The sequence below is a fragment of the Enterococcus sp. C50 genome, assembly GCF_040887505.1.
GTDB classification, from domain to species: domain Bacteria; phylum Bacillota; class Bacilli; order Lactobacillales; family Enterococcaceae; genus Enterococcus_B; species Enterococcus_B thailandicus.
This window is the reverse complement of the sequence record NZ_JBFOFW010000002.1, coordinates 39,989-55,838: the sequence shown is the minus strand read 5'-3', so window position 1 is coordinate 55,838 and position 15,850 is coordinate 39,989. Positions and strand designations below refer to the sequence as shown.

15 protein-coding genes are annotated in these 15,850 nt (G+C 37.1%); 7 read left to right on the top strand and 8 right to left on the bottom strand.

The window, feature by feature from the left end; all coding sequences use genetic code 11:
* Window positions 1–178: 178 nt before the first annotated feature.
* From AB3I20_RS02805 to AB3I20_RS02795, 3 genes are read left to right on the top strand one after another with little or no spacing between them, the layout of a single operon-like run.
* On the top strand, window positions 179–1,426 hold the full coding sequence (locus AB3I20_RS02805) for an SPFH domain-containing protein (protein WP_086270783.1): 1,248 nt from the start codon (window positions 179–181) through the stop codon (window positions 1,424–1,426).
* A gap of 19 nt (window positions 1,427–1,445) precedes the next feature.
* Window positions 1,446–2,639 carry a TFIIB-type zinc ribbon-containing protein gene (locus tag AB3I20_RS02800; protein WP_368026907.1) on the top strand — a complete coding sequence of 398 codons (1,194 nt, stop codon included), beginning with the start codon at window positions 1,446–1,448 and terminating at the stop codon, window positions 2,637–2,639.
* On the top strand, window positions 2,636–3,436 hold the full coding sequence (locus tag AB3I20_RS02795; protein WP_067480367.1) for a YgcG family protein: 801 nt from the start codon (window positions 2,636–2,638) through the stop codon (window positions 3,434–3,436). The genes AB3I20_RS02800 and AB3I20_RS02795 overlap by 4 nt, the downstream gene beginning before the upstream one ends.
* Before the next feature lie 57 nt (window positions 3,437–3,493).
* Here AB3I20_RS02795 and AB3I20_RS02790 read toward each other — a convergent pair whose 3' ends face one another.
* Together AB3I20_RS02790 and AB3I20_RS02785 are read right to left on the bottom strand one after the other, a co-directional pair.
* Window positions 3,494–4,408, bottom strand: coding sequence for an N-acetylglucosamine kinase (locus AB3I20_RS02790; RefSeq protein ID WP_067480364.1), 915 nt, complete (start codon window positions 4,406–4,408; stop codon window positions 3,494–3,496).
* An 8-nt stretch (window positions 4,409–4,416) separates the two neighbouring features.
* Window positions 4,417–5,865, bottom strand: a complete 1,449-nt coding sequence (locus tag AB3I20_RS02785; protein ID WP_071868179.1) for a glycoside hydrolase family 1 protein — start codon at window positions 5,863–5,865, stop codon at window positions 4,417–4,419.
* 232 nt (window positions 5,866–6,097) lie between these two features.
* Here AB3I20_RS02785 and AB3I20_RS02780 point away from each other — a divergent pair, with 232 nt between their 5' ends.
* Window positions 6,098–6,403: a hypothetical protein gene (locus AB3I20_RS02780; protein WP_368026906.1), complete on the top strand. Its 306-nt coding sequence runs from the start codon at window positions 6,098–6,100 to the stop codon at window positions 6,401–6,403.
* A gap of 27 nt (window positions 6,404–6,430) precedes the next feature.
* On the top strand, window positions 6,431–7,777 hold the full coding sequence (locus tag AB3I20_RS02775; protein ID WP_368026905.1) for a PTS sugar transporter subunit IIC: 1,347 nt from the start codon (window positions 6,431–6,433) through the stop codon (window positions 7,775–7,777).
* A gap of 143 nt (window positions 7,778–7,920) precedes the next feature.
* Here AB3I20_RS02775 and AB3I20_RS02770 read toward each other — a convergent pair whose 3' ends face one another.
* Window positions 7,921–8,577, bottom strand: coding sequence for a Crp/Fnr family transcriptional regulator (locus AB3I20_RS02770; protein ID WP_067480351.1), 657 nt, complete (start codon window positions 8,575–8,577; stop codon window positions 7,921–7,923).
* Window positions 8,578–8,770: 193 nt separating this feature from the next.
* On the opposite strand from AB3I20_RS02770, the gene AB3I20_RS02765 reads away from it, so the two are divergent.
* Together AB3I20_RS02765 and AB3I20_RS02760 are read left to right on the top strand one after the other, a co-directional pair.
* Window positions 8,771–9,055, top strand: coding sequence for a hypothetical protein (locus tag AB3I20_RS02765; protein WP_067480348.1), 285 nt, complete (start codon window positions 8,771–8,773; stop codon window positions 9,053–9,055).
* An 18-nt stretch (window positions 9,056–9,073) separates the two neighbouring features.
* Window positions 9,074–10,261 carry an MFS transporter gene (locus AB3I20_RS02760; RefSeq protein ID WP_067480345.1) on the top strand — a complete coding sequence of 396 codons (1,188 nt, stop codon included), beginning with the start codon at window positions 9,074–9,076 and terminating at the stop codon, window positions 10,259–10,261.
* Window positions 10,262–10,425: 164 nt separating this feature from the next.
* Here AB3I20_RS02760 and AB3I20_RS02755 read toward each other — a convergent pair whose 3' ends face one another.
* From AB3I20_RS02755 to AB3I20_RS02735, 5 genes are all read right to left on the bottom strand, one after another.
* Window positions 10,426–11,070: a sugar O-acetyltransferase gene (locus tag AB3I20_RS02755; RefSeq protein ID WP_071868176.1), complete on the bottom strand. Its 645-nt coding sequence runs from the start codon at window positions 11,068–11,070 to the stop codon at window positions 10,426–10,428.
* A 28-nt stretch (window positions 11,071–11,098) separates the two neighbouring features.
* A complete protein-coding gene (locus AB3I20_RS02750) occupies window positions 11,099–11,488 on the bottom strand; it encodes a VOC family protein (RefSeq protein ID WP_067480340.1) in 390 nt (129 codons plus the stop codon).
* Between the two features lie 68 nt (window positions 11,489–11,556).
* Entirely contained in the window at window positions 11,557–12,192 is a 636-nt protein-coding gene (locus AB3I20_RS02745; RefSeq protein ID WP_067480337.1) for an SdpI family protein, read from the bottom strand.
* Between the two features lie 263 nt (window positions 12,193–12,455).
* Entirely contained in the window at window positions 12,456–15,299 is a 2,844-nt protein-coding gene (locus AB3I20_RS02740) for a discoidin domain-containing protein (protein ID WP_368026904.1), read from the bottom strand.
* A gap of 249 nt (window positions 15,300–15,548) precedes the next feature.
* A complete protein-coding gene (locus AB3I20_RS02735) occupies window positions 15,549–15,812 on the bottom strand; it encodes a type B 50S ribosomal protein L31 (RefSeq protein ID WP_067480331.1) in 264 nt (87 codons plus the stop codon).
* Between the last annotated feature and the right edge of the window lie 38 nt (window positions 15,813–15,850).

Sequence of the window (15,850 nt, the reverse complement as noted above, 5' to 3'; positions counted from 1 at the left end):
ATACGTGATTTTATTAAAAAAAACTACTCTACTCCTTGGCTTTTTCCAAGAGGAAACATTCATTCACACGAAAGCCCTTTAAGACTTTTGGCTGAGAGCATTTTCATTCCCCTATGGTATAATAAAGAAAATAATTTAAGCTGTTTCTTTAGGCTATTTATCTAAGGAGGAATTTTTTATGGGATTAATTAAAGCTGCAACAAGTACAGTCGGTGGTGGATTAGCTGATCAATGGCTTGAGGTCATTGAACCAGATAACATGAGTGATACGACCGTGATGACAAAAGGTGTCAAAGTTCGTAAAGATGATAAACGCGGTTCAAATCGTAAAGGAACGGAAGATGTTTTAACAGACGGAACTGTTGTCCATGTCTATCCAAACATGATGATGCTCCTTGTTGACGGTGGAAAAATCATTGATTACACAGCTGAAGAAGGTTACTACACCATAAAGAATGATGCTGCACCTTCTATGTTTAATGGCTCATTAAAAGACGCAATCAGCGAAACATTTAGTCGTTTTAAATTTGGTGGCGTCACACCACAAAAACAACAAGTCTTCTATATTAATTTACAAGAATTAAAAGGAATCAAGTTTGGTACAACTTCACCGTTAAATTATTTTGACAATTTTTATAATGCAGAATTATTTTTACGTGCGCATGGTGCTTACTCAATCCACATCACAGATCCAATCTTATTTTATACAAATGCTATTCCAAAAAATAAAACACAAGTGGAAATTGCCGACATCAATGAACAATATTTAGCAGAGTTTTTAACTGCTTTGCAATCGGCAATCAACCAAATGTCAGCAGATGGTCAACGAATTTCTTATGTCCCATCAAAAAGTTTGGAATTAAGTAAATATATGGCCTCTGCTTTAGATGATTCGTGGCGTGAACTACGTGGGATGGAAATTGTTTCTGTAGCCGTTGCAAGTATTTCTTACACCGATGATTCTGTCAAACTAATCAACATGCGAAATGAAGGTGCCATGCTTGGTGATCCAAGTGTTCGTGAGGGCTATGTTCAAGGCTCGATTGCTCGCGGAATGGAAGCCGCCGGAAAAAATGAAGGCGGTGCAATGACTGGTTTCATGGGTGTTGGCATGGGAATGAATGCTAACAGTGCTTACCTTGCTCAAGCTGCACAAAATAACCAAGAACAAATGAAACAACAAGCAGAAAAACAAAATCAACAAGCTGCAACTGGAAATGCTGATACTTGGACTTGTCCCGTTTGCGGTACGGAAAACACAGGTAAATTCTGTTCTAATTGTGGAGCAGCTAAACCTGCACCCGCTGCACAACCAAAACTAGAAATGAAATGCAGTGAATGTGGTGAGGTCGTTGATCTTTCAAATGGTATCCCAAAATTCTGCCCGCATTGTGGCAAACCATTTAAAGGAGTACCTTTGGACTAAAAAAGAAGGGGTGTAGCCAATGGATGTCATTACACATAAATGTCCAAACTGCGGCGGTCCTTTAACTTTTGATCCTAAAGACCAAAAATTTCATTGTGACTACTGCCTAAGCATATTTACAGAAGAAGAAGTGAGCCTCTATGAGCAACAGCAAAAAGAAGCTCGCGCTATTGATTCATCAGCTGATACAGCTGATGAATCAATAAATGCAACTGGTGACTTTACCTTCACAGCACAAGAACAATTAGATAAAATGGACGACACCGAACGTCAAGCTTATGATGAAGCTGTGGGCGCCACTGAAGCAAATAGTCAAGAAACAAATGATGAAGCGCCTGCCATGGAACTATTTCTTTGTCCAAGTTGTGGAGCCGAAATCGTGACTGATGCAACAACAGCTGCGACGTATTGTTATTATTGCCATAATCCAGTTGTTTTGTCGGGCCGATTAAGTGGTGAATTTTTACCAAATAAGGTCCTCCCTTTTGCAATTGAAAAAGAGGAAGCAATCAAACAATTTTTAGCATGGACAAAGAAAAAATGGTTTATTCCAAAAGCCTTCTTTAATTCTGAACAAATCGACAAACTAACTGGCGTTTATTTTCCCTATTGGTCAACCGATGCTGAATTAGAAGGAGATTTCCAAGCAAATGGAACTGTCTTGCGCGTCTGGCGCGTTGGCGATATTGAATATACCGAGACAAAACAATTTGCTGTCTATCGTGAGGGAAAACTTTCTTTTAAAGAGTTAGTCAAGAATGCTCTATCTAAAAATACTCAGCAAAAAATGGTTGAAGGTGTCCAACCTTTTCCGTTGAATAAAGCAATCGACTTTAAAAATCAATACCTTGCTGGATTTCAGGCAGAAAAACGGGATATTGAATATCAAGCGATTCGTTCAGAAGTCGAATCAGAATTAAAAGACTATTCCGAAAAACTTTTACGCGAAACAGCCTCTGGTTACACCACTTTAACTGGTGTTCGTAGTTCCGTTGCAATTAACAATCAAAAAAATAATTATTTGTTACTTCCGGTCTGGCTGGTGACTTACCGTAGTCGTGACTCAAAAAAAGTTTACTATTATGCAATGAATGGACAAACAGGAAAAGTAAGTGGTGTTCTGCCTGTCAGCAAAAAGAAATTGGGGCTCACATCACTTGGTATCTTCACCATTACTGCTATCTTGTTGATGATTGTGGGGTATTTGATATGAAAAAACAACTTTCGATTTTCTTTTTCGTTTTAATTGGCTGTTTTTTCCCGCTTGTTGCTCATGCCGCAACCCCGACAGTCAATGATGAAGCTGGTTTGTTTACAACCGAACAAATTCAAGCATTAGAAAACCAAGCTAAGCCTATCAACGAAAAAATCAAAGGCGAAGTCTTAATCGTTACAACAACAAACAATTCTGATGAACCACGTGATTTTGCAGATGATTACTTGCGAGATGCCGTTGGAAATAATGAAAATGGTTCTGTTTTATTGTTAGATATGGGGCAAAGAGAAATTTACATTTCAACCTCGGGCAACATGATTGACTACTTGGATGACAATCGAATCGAATCAACACTTGACGAAGTCTATGATGGCATGTCCAATCAAGATTACTACCAAGCTGCGACTGCTTATCTTACCAAGGTTGCCGATTACGTCGAAGCAGGTGTTCCAGGTGGGCACTATCGAGTGGATGAAGAAACTGGAAAGATCACTCGCTACAAAGTCTTAACAACTGTTGAAATTGTACTTGCGCTCATCGTTGCATTGGTATTGAGCCTTGTTTTTTACTTTGTAACAGTTTCTAAATATCAACTAAAATTTGGTTCATATAAATATCCTTATCGTGAAAATTCAAGCATCAAGTTAACTGATAAAACCGATCGTTTAACAAACTCTTTTGTCACTACTAGACGAATTCCTAAAAGCCCACCGCCAGGAAGTGGCGGTGGTGGCGGAAGCACTACTCACTCAAGTGGTGGTGGAACTTTTGGCGGTGGTGGAAGAAGCTTTTAAGCCATTATCTGCCAAAGAAAAACTCCTCAAAATCGGATTGATTTCGAGGAGTTTTTTTTAGCGAAAGTTAGCAGTACTTATGCTTTGTGCAGCCAACTGATTCTTCCAAATAACTAATGCAGCCTTCGCATTCTGAACCGTATCAGGTATAAGCACAACTTCGTAACTTTTTAATTGTTCGAGAAAAACTTGTCGCACCGTCGCCTGTTTTTCCAGCAAGCTACCATTAATCCCCAAATAAAATCCTGAGGTTAACTTCATTTTTTTAGCTAACTGAGTGACTTGCTTGGCTAGTAATTCACCCGTTTGTTTCAGCAGTTCTGACACACGCGCATCTTTTTGTTCATAGCTTGAACAAAAAGATGCTACGCTAGCAATTTCGCCTTTGTTTTTTTGATAAATTATCTTTACCAAGTTCATCACATCCTCCGCACCAAAAAAAGCTAATAAATCTTGAGCAAAAGGTGACAATGTTTTTCCTTCATCAAATTCTGCTAGAACTAATTTGATAGCAGCAATTGCTAAATGATAAGCGGAACCTTCATCACCTAATAACTGACCCCAGCCACCTACGCGGTACCACTGTTTTTCTTTTAGACCAAAAAATGCAGAACCTGTTCCAGCAATTGCTAAAATTCCTGGTTGAAACCCCACCTTTGCTAAATAGCTAAATTGTGCATCATTATATAAATAAACAGGATAGTCATAGTACGCTAACTCGTTCTGAATTTTCTCTCGTAAACCACCACCATCAATACCAGCGATGCCTAACGCAATCAATTGACAGTCAGCTCTTCCAAATTTAGTTAGCAAGTCGTCAATTGCCCGAAAAATATTCGCCTTTGCTTGTTCATAAGAAATCAACAAATTGCCAAAGCCTTCAATTGCCTCTCCTAAAACATTCTCTTCTAAATCATACGCAATCGCCTGTGTTTTCGTTCCTCCACAATCAATTCCAATGACATATTTCATAACTTCCTCTACTCCACTTTTTGTGACTTTCTTCTTTCTGCTTTTTGCTCTGCAATAAATGTTTGATACCAATAAAAGCTATCTTTTTTATAACGATTATAAGATCCATTTCCTTGGTTATCTGCTTCAACAAAAATAACACCATATCGTTTTTCCATTTCACAACTTCCCGCCGAAACAATGTCAATAATCCCCCAAGCAAAGTATGCTAGGACATTTACTCCTACTTGCTCTGCTTCTAAAATTTGCTTAAAATGCTGCTTAAAGTATTCGATACGATACACATCATGGATACCATCTGCCTCTTTCAAATCTCTTGCACCCAATCCATTTTCAGCAATCATTACTGGTTTTTGATAACGGTCATACACCTTTAGCAGTGTTGTCTTCAATCCAACTGGATCAATTTGCCAGCCCCATTCACTTGCTTTTAAATAAGGATTTTTTGTCGTCGCTACTAAATTTCCAGCCGTTTGCTGTTGACTTTCTTCTACCGAACTAATACTTGAAGAATAATAAGAAAAGGAGACAAAATCACAAGTATTTTCTTTTAAAAGCTGACGATCTGCTTCACTTATTTCAAAATCGACATTGTGTTCCAAGAAAAATTTGTCCATATAATAAGGATATTCTCCTCTTGCTAGGACGTCCATACAGAACCATTGATTGATTTGTTCATCTAAAACTAACTGTAAATTATCCTCAGGTTTTGGTGTTAAAGGATAGTAACAAAAACATGAAATCATTGCACCAAATTGTCCTTTGACCTTCATTTTTTTCCCTAGAGCAATCGCTTGTGCACTAGCAATAAATTGATGATGCAAACTTAAAAAGATGTCATTGTACGCGTAAGCATCATCTTCTGGCTTCAATAATCCCGTACCATTATAAGGACTAAAGTATCCAGCATTGATTTCATTGAAAGGTAAATAATAATCAATCAACTCGCCCCAATGACTAAAAATAACTGTAACTAATCTCAAATAACTATCAATTGTTTTACGATTTTTCCATCCGCCTTGTTCTGTTACTAATTGAAGTGGCAACGCATAGTGATTGATTGTCAAAAAGATTTTGATTTTTTGTTTGGTTAGCTCTTTAAAAATGTCGTCGTAATACTTCATTCCGTCTTCATTAGGAATCTCTTCATCCCCATTTGGAAATAAGCGTGACCAACTAATTGATAAACGATAAACATCTAAGCCTAACTCACTAAGTAATGCTAAGTCTTCAGCCGTTCGTTCCTCTCCGCTAGATCCTTTTCTGAACGGATAAAAAAATTGATTTTCTTCCATCGCTTGTTCAACAGTCTTTTTAGTTAGCAATCGTGTAGCCACTGTCGCATTCGATGTTTTTTCTAAATAAGGTCGACAGTCTTGTGTGTCTATCCCTCTCTTTGTGTAACCGCCTTCATATTGACTGGCAGCAGTTGCCCCGCCCCATAAAATTTTTGTCATTGTCCTCCTCCTTCTTAATTGCCTTTATCATACCATCTAAGAAATGCGTTTTCAAACATATAAAAAAATAAAGAAATTTCAATTCTATCAAGAAACAAAATTACAAAAAAACAAAAAATATATTGATTTTTAATTTCTTAACTGTATACTAAAAAAGAAGAGATCTCTAGGCGCTCTTTTTTATTGTTATCTTTTGTAAGCGTTTAATTAATTGTTGAAAGGAGGTAATTTTATGCAAAGAGAAACAAATGAAACATTGCATATTCACTTTGGTGTGAAAACAGCTGGATTACTTTTACTTGCTTGCATTTTTGGTGGTATTTTTATTCCTTATTTATTTTACTTGGCAAACTGGAGTATCAATCTTGGCGTTATGCTTTTCTTACCCATTAGCTTAGCGACAGTTTTAGCGGTGAATCCATATTTCATCCAAACAAAAAGAGGATTTTGTAAGGGCTTTTTTATTACTTTTGGCATCTCACTGATTGTTTTAGAAATTTTAGCGTACATTTGGATCTATCAAGGAATTATTTTTTAATTGATTTTATTTAAAGGAGTGTAAACTATGTTAACAGCTTTCACTAATTTTATTGAGTTACATTTAGCTGGACCAATGGCAAAAATAGCCAATCAACGACACTTACGAGCGATTCGTGACGGAATCATTGCAACGCTACCGTTAATTATTGTTGGTTCGTTCTTTTTGATTATTGCCTTTCCACCACTACCACAATCATGGGGCATTTATCAGTTTTTGTCTTCTAACGCCACAACAATCTTGTTACCTTATCGTATGACCATGTACATCATGTCCCTTTATGCAACATTCGGAATTGGGGCTAGCCTTTCAAAAACGTACAACTTAGATGTTGTTTCCGGCGGCATTCTGTCTACAATTGCTTTTCTGTTGACTTTTGTACCTGTAAATATTCCTTTAGAAGCTGCTGATGCTGCTGGAACTTCTGGTTTTGTCTTACCAATGGCGAACCTTGGTGGTGGAGGAATGTTTGTCGGCATCATCACATCAATTTTTGCAGTTGAAGTCTATCGCTTAACAGATAAATCAAAATTCAAAATCACTATGCCCGACCAAGTACCACCTGCAGTTGCTCGTTCTTTTGAATCATTAACACCAACGTTAATCGTCATTCTAGTTATCTCTACTATTAGCTATTATATTGGTTTTGACTGGCATTCAGCTGTTTCAAAAATTGTTAGTCCTTTAATCAGTGCAACTGATACGCTGCCAAGTGTATTGCTACTGATTTTCATGATTACTTTCTTCTGGGCATTTGGGATTCACGGCGTTTCAATTATTGGATCACTGGCGCGTCCACTATGGTTACAAATCTTAGAAGCTAATACTACAGCTGCTGCTGCTGGTGAAACTTTACCAAATATTGCAGCTGAGCCTTTTTACCAATGGTTTATCTGGATTGGCGGATCTGGTTGTACAATCGGCCTTGCTATCTTACTAGCCTTCACTGCCAAATCAAAATACGCTTCAAAACTAGGAAAAGCAATTATTACACCATCCATTTTCAATATCAATGAACCAGTTATTTTTGGTGTCCCAATTGTTTTAAACCCAACATTGATTATTCCCTTCATTTTAACTCCGATGGCTTGCGCAACTATTGCTTGGTTCGCAACTAGACTAGGTTTTGTCAGTGCCGTTACAATCACTGCTCCTTGGACTCTACCTGGACCAATTGGTGCGTATTTAGCTACTGGAGGCGACTGGCGCGCAGCAGTTTTAAACTGTCTGTTGATTGTTCTGTCAGTCGTAATGTACTATCCATTTGTTAAAATTTATGACAAAAATGAATTAGCAAAAGAGCATGCCTTAGAACAAGAAAAAACTGAAACTGAAGAATTAGTTTCAACAACTGTTGTTGAAAGCAAATCCTAAGTCGTTTAAATAATTATGTTACTAACATCCGTTAAAAAGAGGGGAAGACAGTGTTGTCTTCCCCTCTTTTGCTATTAATCAAACTATTGTGCTTGCTTACTTGCTAACGTGTTAGAGCTAGACGTTTTGCGCCACAACCTTTTTTAAAAAATAATATTATCTTCCAACAGCTCCATATTCGTAATGATCAAATGGTGATCCTGAACTGCAATAATCCCCTTATCTTTTAGTTGCTTCAAAATTCGACTGACACTACTTGCCGTCGAAATACCACAAAACTTAGCAATTTCTTCATTCGTAATTGGAAAATCAATCAGCAACCCTTCAGGTGTTCGCACACCAAACATGTCATACAATTCATACAACTGCGTACAAACTGCGCCCAATTTTCCATTTAATAGCATCTGTTGCATTTTTTTCATGACGCTTAATAAGCGGAAACGGTAAAATTCTTTTACATGATGCTGCAAATCAGGATTATTATTGATGTCCTCCCAGAACTTCACTCGATTTACACGATAAAACTCCGCATATTCTGATTCCACCCGAATATTATAAGGTGAATCAATAAATTGTGAGTATTCATCTTTAATTAGTGATACCACTTCTAAGTCATTGACATATCTTAGATTGAATTCTCTTCCGTCGTTTGAGATCACGCTTGCTTTAACGATTCCCTCTTTCAAGATGTAAGTGTAACAATCCTCGACTCCTTCAAATGTTAAATACTTGTGATACCCCTTTCGTATAATTGGAATATTTTTACTTGTTACATATTCTGCTAGTGCTCGATTATCCAATCATGCTCCCCCATCCAAACATTTATCTAAAAAAATAATACAAGATTTCCAAGATTTTTAAAGTTCATAGGTATTTTACTAATGATAGTAACATTTGTTAAGTACCTTTTTGTATAACCAAGTTCATTTTCTTCATTTTTTTTCTTCGATATACTCCGTATGTAAAAAAAATTACTGAATCGAGGTCAAAAAAATGCAATTTTGGATGAACACTATTATTAACCGATTAGAAACAGCGTACCGCACAAGATTTGATATGAAAGCATCATTAGTTTTCCTAAATGATGCTTATCAAAACTCAATTGAGTTGATTAAATCTGTTGAAGAAACGCCAGATGAAGAGTGTCAAGAATTCTTACAATTGTTTATGGAAACACGTGATCTATTTATCCAACAACTTGTCGATCGTTATCCATCAAATTATCACGATGTCGAAGTTCAAATCGAAAAACTAAAAGCATATTCATATGTACATTAAGGGGAATTAGCAAAACAAATGGAAGACAAATTATTCAACAAACATTTTATTGGTATCACACTTATTAACTTTATTGTTTATCTCGTTTATTATTTATTAATGGTCATCATCGCAGTTATCGCCCAAGACAGCTTACACGCTAGCTTAAGTCAAGCAGGATTTGCTTCTGGCATTTATATTATTGGTACTTTGCTTGCTCGTTTATTAATGGGGAAACAACTTGAATTGATTGGCCGAAAAATTACGTTACAAGGTGGTGCAATTTTTTACCTGTTGACTACCATCGCTTATCTTTACATGCCTTCCATCGGAATTCTTTACCTTGTCCGCTTTTTAAATGGTTTTGGCTATGGAACAGTTTCAACTGCAACAAATGCAATTGTAACAGCATATATTCCAATGAATAAAAAAGGTGAAGGGATCAATTATTATGGTTTGAGTACTAGCTTAGCTGCTGCAATTGGACCATTTTTAGGAATGATCTTGTTGAATATGACTGATTTCCATTTCATTATTTGGTTCACGATTGTCTTAGTTTTCTTAGTCACTATCGCCTGTCTGTTCTTCCCTGTCAAAAATATTGTTTTGTCAGCTGAACAAAGAGAACAATTGACTTCATGGACAGTTGATAGTTTTATTGAGAAAAAAGCCTTATTTATTACAGGAATCGCTTTTTTGATGGGCTTATCTTACTCAAGTGTTCTGTCCTTCTTATCTTCTTATACGCAAGTGATTCATTTAGTTAGCGCTGGTTCCTTTTTCTTTGTTGTTTACGCGTTAGTAATCACCTTTACTCGTCCGTTGACAGGTCGAATCTTTGATACGAAAGGTGAACAATACGTCATGTATCCTAGCTATCTTTTCTTAACTGCTGGCTTGTTTTTACTCAGTGCAACAACCAATAGTTTCATGTTACTGGTTTCAGGAGCCTTAGTTGGACTTGGTTATGGAACCTTTATGTCTAACGGACAAGCAGTTTGTTTGAAAATCGTTCGTGAACATCGAATCAGTATTGCGTTATCTACTTACTTCATTGGATTAGATTTAGGATTGGGCGTTGGTCCTTATATTATGGGAACCTTGAAATCGTTCACTTCATTCAGAGGATTATACATTGTTTCTGGAATCATTCCATTGATTTGTACCTTCCTTTATTTCATAAACAAACGGAAAAAGAAAGTGGTAGAAGAAGTATCCAGCTTCTAAAAAATCGTTCATATCTGTTTGAGAAAAGAATGTGGATTGGGGCAGAAAAATATTTTTGAGAATGTGCCAGTGTCCTCACTGCTCAATTAAATAAAGTAAAAAAACGAGATTAGGAAAGAACATTTCCTCGTCTCGTTTTTTATCTAGTTGGTTTACTGTCTATTTTACTCACTCATTTTATTGAGATGTTCTTCCTTACGCAAGTGATATTTTTTCATTTGCTTTTGCCATTTTTCTTTATCAGCTTGATTGACTTTACGAATCACTTTTGCTGGGTTTCCGCCAACAATCGTATGATCAGGTACGTCTTTTGTAACAACTGACCCCGCCGCAATAATCGAATTGTTTCCAACCGTTATTCCAGGTAGTAGAACACTGTTTCCACCAATCCAAACATTATTTCCAACAGTAATCGGTAAGCCAAATTCTAAATCTGTTATGCGGATTTCTGCATCTGTTGGGTGACCTGCGGTAAAGAAACTGACTCTTGGCCCCACCATGACATTATCCCCAATTTTTATTTTATTCACGTCTAGAAAGATGCAATCCATATTTGCATAAAAATTTTCGCCAATCTCCACATGACGACCATAATCGACATGAAGAGGTGGATTGACATAAATATGTTCACCCGTTTTACCAAAAAGTTCTTTTTCCAGTGCCACAATTTTTTTCGTTTCATCAATTGGTAATTGATTGATTTTCTGTGCTAGCTTTTGTCCATTAATCGAGCGATTTTCTGGAAAAATACCTGATGCCTTATAAAGTTCACCAGCTAGCATTTGCTCGTAATCAAAATCTCTTGCCATTCGCTTTAACCACCTTTTTTATCTTTGATTAGTCGATCGCATCTGTCGTTAATTCAATCAAGTTTCCTTCTGGATCTTGGATTACTGCCTCATAATAACCATCACCTGTCGTTCGCGGTCCGCTCAGTAAAGGATAGCCATCTTGGACAAATCGATCAGCAAAACGATCAACTTCTTCTTTCGTCCCTACCGCCATCGCTAAGTGTGCATAGCCTAAATGATCTGTGACTCGATTTGCTAGATGTGGTTTCGTTGTCAATTCTAAGCGACTCCCTGAACCAAAACTTAAAAAGTAAGATTGAAATTGTGTTTTTGGATTACGATAGCGTTCACTACTTGTTGCCTGAAAATATTTTTCGTAAAACGTTCTCATTTTTTCCAAATCTTTCGTCCAAACAGCTAAATGTTCAATATGCATCCTTCTTCATCTCCTAAAATAGTTCATTTTCATCCTATTTTCTGCTATTTTTACTAGTTTTCACTTTATCAAATTCCTTTTCGATGCAGCCAAAATGAATAAATCGTTGGAATCAAAATAACAATCACGATAATTGGCATCATTAAAAATTCCCATGAAACAAAACTTGCGAGTAACATCAAAATACCGCCTGCAATAAATGTTTTGGCACCCAGTCTATTTGTTTGTAGCCAATTCTGTTCACTGCTCAACGTCCAAGGTAAACGAATACCCACTGTATAATTTTGCGGAACAGCGGTCAGAATCACTCCTGAAACAATAAAGATGATTCCGATAAATGCAGCGGGACTAATTTTCATCAACCATGTTGCCTGATTGCCTAAAGCATAACTGATGGTCAATGCTTGAACAAAAAGTGCAATCAGCGGAATGATTCCTAAAACGCTGTAGATAATCCAACGTTTTGTCACTTTTTGCTTTGGATCATTTAACACGAAAAAGGCAACCAATAATTGTAAGCCTGCCAGAAGAAATGGTAAGCCAATCAACGCAAATCCCTTTGAGCTCCAGCCATTCGCTTGCCAATTCAAATCAAAATGTGTCGCAACTTGATTCGGAATTTCTTCCCAAAAAATGGCACTTGCCACAAGTGGTAACAAGGTAATGATTACCGAGATAACAATTGCTCCACGATATTTTTTCATTTCAGACCACGTCCTTTTTTCTCTTAATGATTGTCAGCAACTCTTTTGATAATCGCTATTTCTAAGTGTACCTTTTAACTGGCAAACTGCCAACTTTTTGTCTGGATTATCCGAAAAAGGATAGACTTTTTTGATGATTAACAAAAAAGTCTAATTAAAGGAAAAAGAAAGAGCTGTGACACGAGTTTTGTCACAGCTCCTAAATTTTTATTCACTTGTTTCCTTTTTTTGCAATAGGGCTGACCTATCTTCTTGTCAATTTTTTATTTCAATAAATCTTTCATTCCATAAACACCCAATTCATACATTCGCACTGCTGTGTCTGAACCTTGTGTAGGTTTATCCACAGTTACTTTCACATATCGTGCTTGTTCCACGGCAAAGGTATTGGTGCTATTTTTTTCCGTATTATTGATTGTTCGTGAAACTTTCTTGTACTCTTTTCCATCTTGGCTTACTTCGATTGTATAAGCCTTTGTATTCATATCTGCATTTTCGCCACCAGCCTCTGCATGTGCGAATCGAACTTCACTGACTGTTTGGCTATTACCCAAATCGACAATGATTTCATGGGGAGGTGTTCCCGTTGCACACCATTTTGTTTCAAGTTTCCCATCAACTGCAAATTCAGGCGCTTCCGAATCATTTGTAAACGAAGAGGCTTCTGTTTTCGCATTTAAAGATAGCAACACCAATTCGGCAGGGACTTTTTGACTGATTGTAATCAAACCTTCCATCTCAATCGGTGTTTTTCCTTCTTCATTTTCTGCGGTCAGTTTTACTTTATACACACCCTCTTTATCATAAGTAACGACAGGCTCATTTTCGGTACTTGTTTCAATATCGCCACCTTCAAATTCCCAAGTTACTTTGTCCGTATTGGAAGAAGATGTATTTGTGAAACTAATTTGTTCCCCGGGAGCCGCCAATGTTTTAGAAGCCGTAAAACTTGCTTTTGGTAATGTATTATCTGGCCATTCAAAAGAGATTGGATCTGATGCCATGCCTCGATTTCCAAGAGCATCAACGGGAACTATTTCCAATTTTGTCTGTTGCACGTTCTTTTGTCTTTCCAGTCCATTGATGTAATGTGTCGTCGCAGGTGTTGCACCTAGGAAAGAACGAGTATTATCTTTATTTATTCGATAAATTTCATAATGTTCTGCTTCACTGTCTTTACTATCCCATGTCAAACGAATCCCTGCATAATTACTTTCTTCTTCATCAAAAACAACATCTTCCACTTCAGCATTTGCAACAGCCATTTTTTCTGTAGCAGGTGAGTCCGTCATTGCAAGCTGTCCTAAATGTAATTCATAAGTGTCATTTGTTTTTTCTGAAGTTATTTTATAAGAAAGTGATGTGACTGTTTTTCCTGCAAATTTTTCTAATGAATACTTCAAGGTTGTCCAATCATTTGTTACTTTTTGACTTGATGCAACTGTTTCTGTACTTCCGTCTTCAAACGTCAAGACAATCTCCAGCTTGGTAGCATCTGATGCTTTAGCGGTTGTAGTTATCTCTGAATCTTTTGTTAGCGTTGTTTCCATTCGATAAAGCTTCACTTGGCTAACCGCATTTTTTGTCATATTTCCTCTAAACAATAATGAATTACCTCCATTGAAAGCATCTGCATAATCCATTCTAATTGATAAATCATTGTTATTTTCATGTTCCATTATCCAACGGTAAGTCGGCATGATATCTTGCATGCTTCGGTTATTCCAATCTAGACTTGATACCTTTTGGCCTTTGATAAAATAATTATACCCATTTCCTGTATTGAAATTCGTTACAAAAGGCAAAGAAGTGATTGCTGTTTGCTCCAGCGCATACGTCGAAACTCCCGGCCAATCTTGCCCTTTTAAGGCGATATTTTGAGTTGGATCTCCCTTGTCATTGACCCAAAAACGTTCTTCTCGATTTTGAAAATCATCTGGATCACTAGCAGAACTGTACGTCCAACTAGGAACGTATAATCCCAAAGAAGTATAAGGGACACCTTTATCATCCACAAATAACTCCCAATCAACTGGGGTAGCGTAACCTTTTTCTTGAACATCGATTCCTGCAAATAAATCATAAGGATCAATGCCTAATTCATTTGCTTTTTTCTTAGATGCTTTCAAAAGTTCCTTGCTTGCTAATTGCTCCGTATTCCACCAAAAATTCAAAAACATGCTATCCGCTACTGGATTCATGTCTGCATCTACTAAATAAGCTTGGTTTTGATCGGTCAAAGCGTTTTGCCAATCCATTTTTCCTTCAGATGTCATCGAATCATACCACATGATATCTAAATCAGCTTGTTTCCCTTTAAATTCTTTGATAAATTCTTGCATCAAATCGGCATGTTCTTTGTTCAATCCATCAGCTTTATCTGCTGTTTGAGCATTTTTGTTTTCTTTAGCTTTATCAAAGCTAGTCACAACTGTATCTGTTTCTTGGTTAATGAACCAGCCATCAAACCCGTAACTTTGCGCAACTTCAAGCAGCTTGTCAACTAAAGGAAATGTCCCATTAGCGTCTTTTTCCAAGAAAGTATCTAGCCATTCGATTTTTCCACCATGCGCAGTTTGTGGAAAGAACACAGTTCCTAACACTGGCACACCATTTTTATGAGCCGCATCAATCACATCCGGACTTGGTGGAACAATAATTCCTTCACCAGATGAACCCCCCCAGTAAACTAATTGATCGATATATTGCCAGTTAGAAAAAACATTGGCATCAAAAGTGTTCACGCCTCGTGGTGCATTGCCGCTGGTACTACTGTTCATAATGGATAAAGCTACTACTTTCATCTCTGTATTTTGTGTTTTATTTAAAGGAATCAACTTTGTTTTATCTACCCGTTGTGCCAATGGTACAGCACTAACATTGTATTTTGCATCTTCGTCTTTTGAAAAGTCCCATTGCAATAACTCTTCTGGAAACCAATAAGAAGATTCTGGCTGATTAGCCATCCCTCGATCAACTTTTGCTTCTTCCGTTTCTTGATAGTCAATCGAATTTGACTCTGCTTGATTTTTGACGCCACATCCTGAGACACCAACTACACCAATTGCCAACAACAGCCCTACTCCACTTTTAAACCAACACTTCATCCATGATTCCTCCTATAGTTTTTTTATCCCAGTAAAATGATAGCGCTTACTTTGAGATAAGTACATGAACAAACTATAGAAATGTGAATACAAAATATAGATTCAAACTAATTTATTATGTGCGATTTTTTCCTTGTTTTCAATGAACTAATTCGGCTATGTCGAGAACCAAGTATAAAAAACCTGCAAAAAAAAACAGACCCCATCCGAAGATGAGGCCTGCCAAATATTGCATAAACAATAATTTGATTATTCTGCAGCGTTTTGATCTTTGAGACCGTATTTTTTGTTGAAACGGTCCACACGTCCGTCTGCTTGTGTGAATTTTTGACGTCCAGTGTAGAATGGATGTGAGTCAGAAGTTACTTCGACACGGATTACTGGGTATGTATTACCGTCTTCCCATTCAACTGTTTCTTGTGAAGATTTTGTTGAACCTGACAAGAATTTGAAACCAGTTGTTGAATCCATGAATACTACTGGATGGTAATCTGGATGAATGTTTGCTTTCATAGTTTTTTCGCTCCTTTGCCCTGCTTCATTTGCTGAAC

What these genes read in the sequence shown, in the direction of transcription:
- AB3I20_RS02765 (WP_067480348.1), top strand. Translation starts at nt 8,771, where the DNA reads ATGCAATTTTGGATGAACACTATTATTAACCGATTAGAAACAGCGTAC.
- AB3I20_RS02790 (WP_067480364.1), bottom strand. Translation starts at nt 4,408, where the DNA reads ATGAAATATGTCATTGGAATTGATTGTGGAGGAACGAAAACACAGGCG.
- AB3I20_RS02750 (WP_067480340.1), bottom strand. Translation starts at nt 11,488, where the DNA reads ATGCATATTGAACATTTAGCTGTTTGGACGAAAGATTTGGAAAAAATG.
- AB3I20_RS02740 (WP_368026904.1), bottom strand. Translation starts at nt 15,299, where the DNA reads ATGAAGTGTTGGTTTAAAAGTGGAGTAGGGCTGTTGTTGGCAATTGGT.
- AB3I20_RS02780 (WP_368026906.1), top strand. Translation starts at nt 6,098, where the DNA reads ATGCAAAGAGAAACAAATGAAACATTGCATATTCACTTTGGTGTGAAA.
- AB3I20_RS02735 (WP_067480331.1), bottom strand. Translation starts at nt 15,812, where the DNA reads ATGAAAGCAAACATTCATCCAGATTACCATCCAGTAGTATTCATGGAT.
- AB3I20_RS02760 (WP_067480345.1), top strand. Translation starts at nt 9,074, where the DNA reads ATGGAAGACAAATTATTCAACAAACATTTTATTGGTATCACACTTATT.
- AB3I20_RS02775 (WP_368026905.1), top strand. Translation starts at nt 6,431, where the DNA reads ATGTTAACAGCTTTCACTAATTTTATTGAGTTACATTTAGCTGGACCA.
- AB3I20_RS02785 (WP_071868179.1), bottom strand. Translation starts at nt 5,865, where the DNA reads ATGACAAAAATTTTATGGGGCGGGGCAACTGCTGCCAGTCAATATGAA.
- AB3I20_RS02805 (WP_086270783.1), top strand. Translation starts at nt 179, where the DNA reads ATGGGATTAATTAAAGCTGCAACAAGTACAGTCGGTGGTGGATTAGCT.
- AB3I20_RS02755 (WP_071868176.1), bottom strand. Translation starts at nt 11,070, where the DNA reads ATGGCAAGAGATTTTGATTACGAGCAAATGCTAGCTGGTGAACTTTAT.
- AB3I20_RS02795 (WP_067480367.1), top strand. Translation starts at nt 2,636, where the DNA reads ATGAAAAAACAACTTTCGATTTTCTTTTTCGTTTTAATTGGCTGTTTT.
- AB3I20_RS02745 (WP_067480337.1), bottom strand. Translation starts at nt 12,192, where the DNA reads ATGAAAAAATATCGTGGAGCAATTGTTATCTCGGTAATCATTACCTTG.
- AB3I20_RS02800 (WP_368026907.1), top strand. Translation starts at nt 1,446, where the DNA reads ATGGATGTCATTACACATAAATGTCCAAACTGCGGCGGTCCTTTAACT.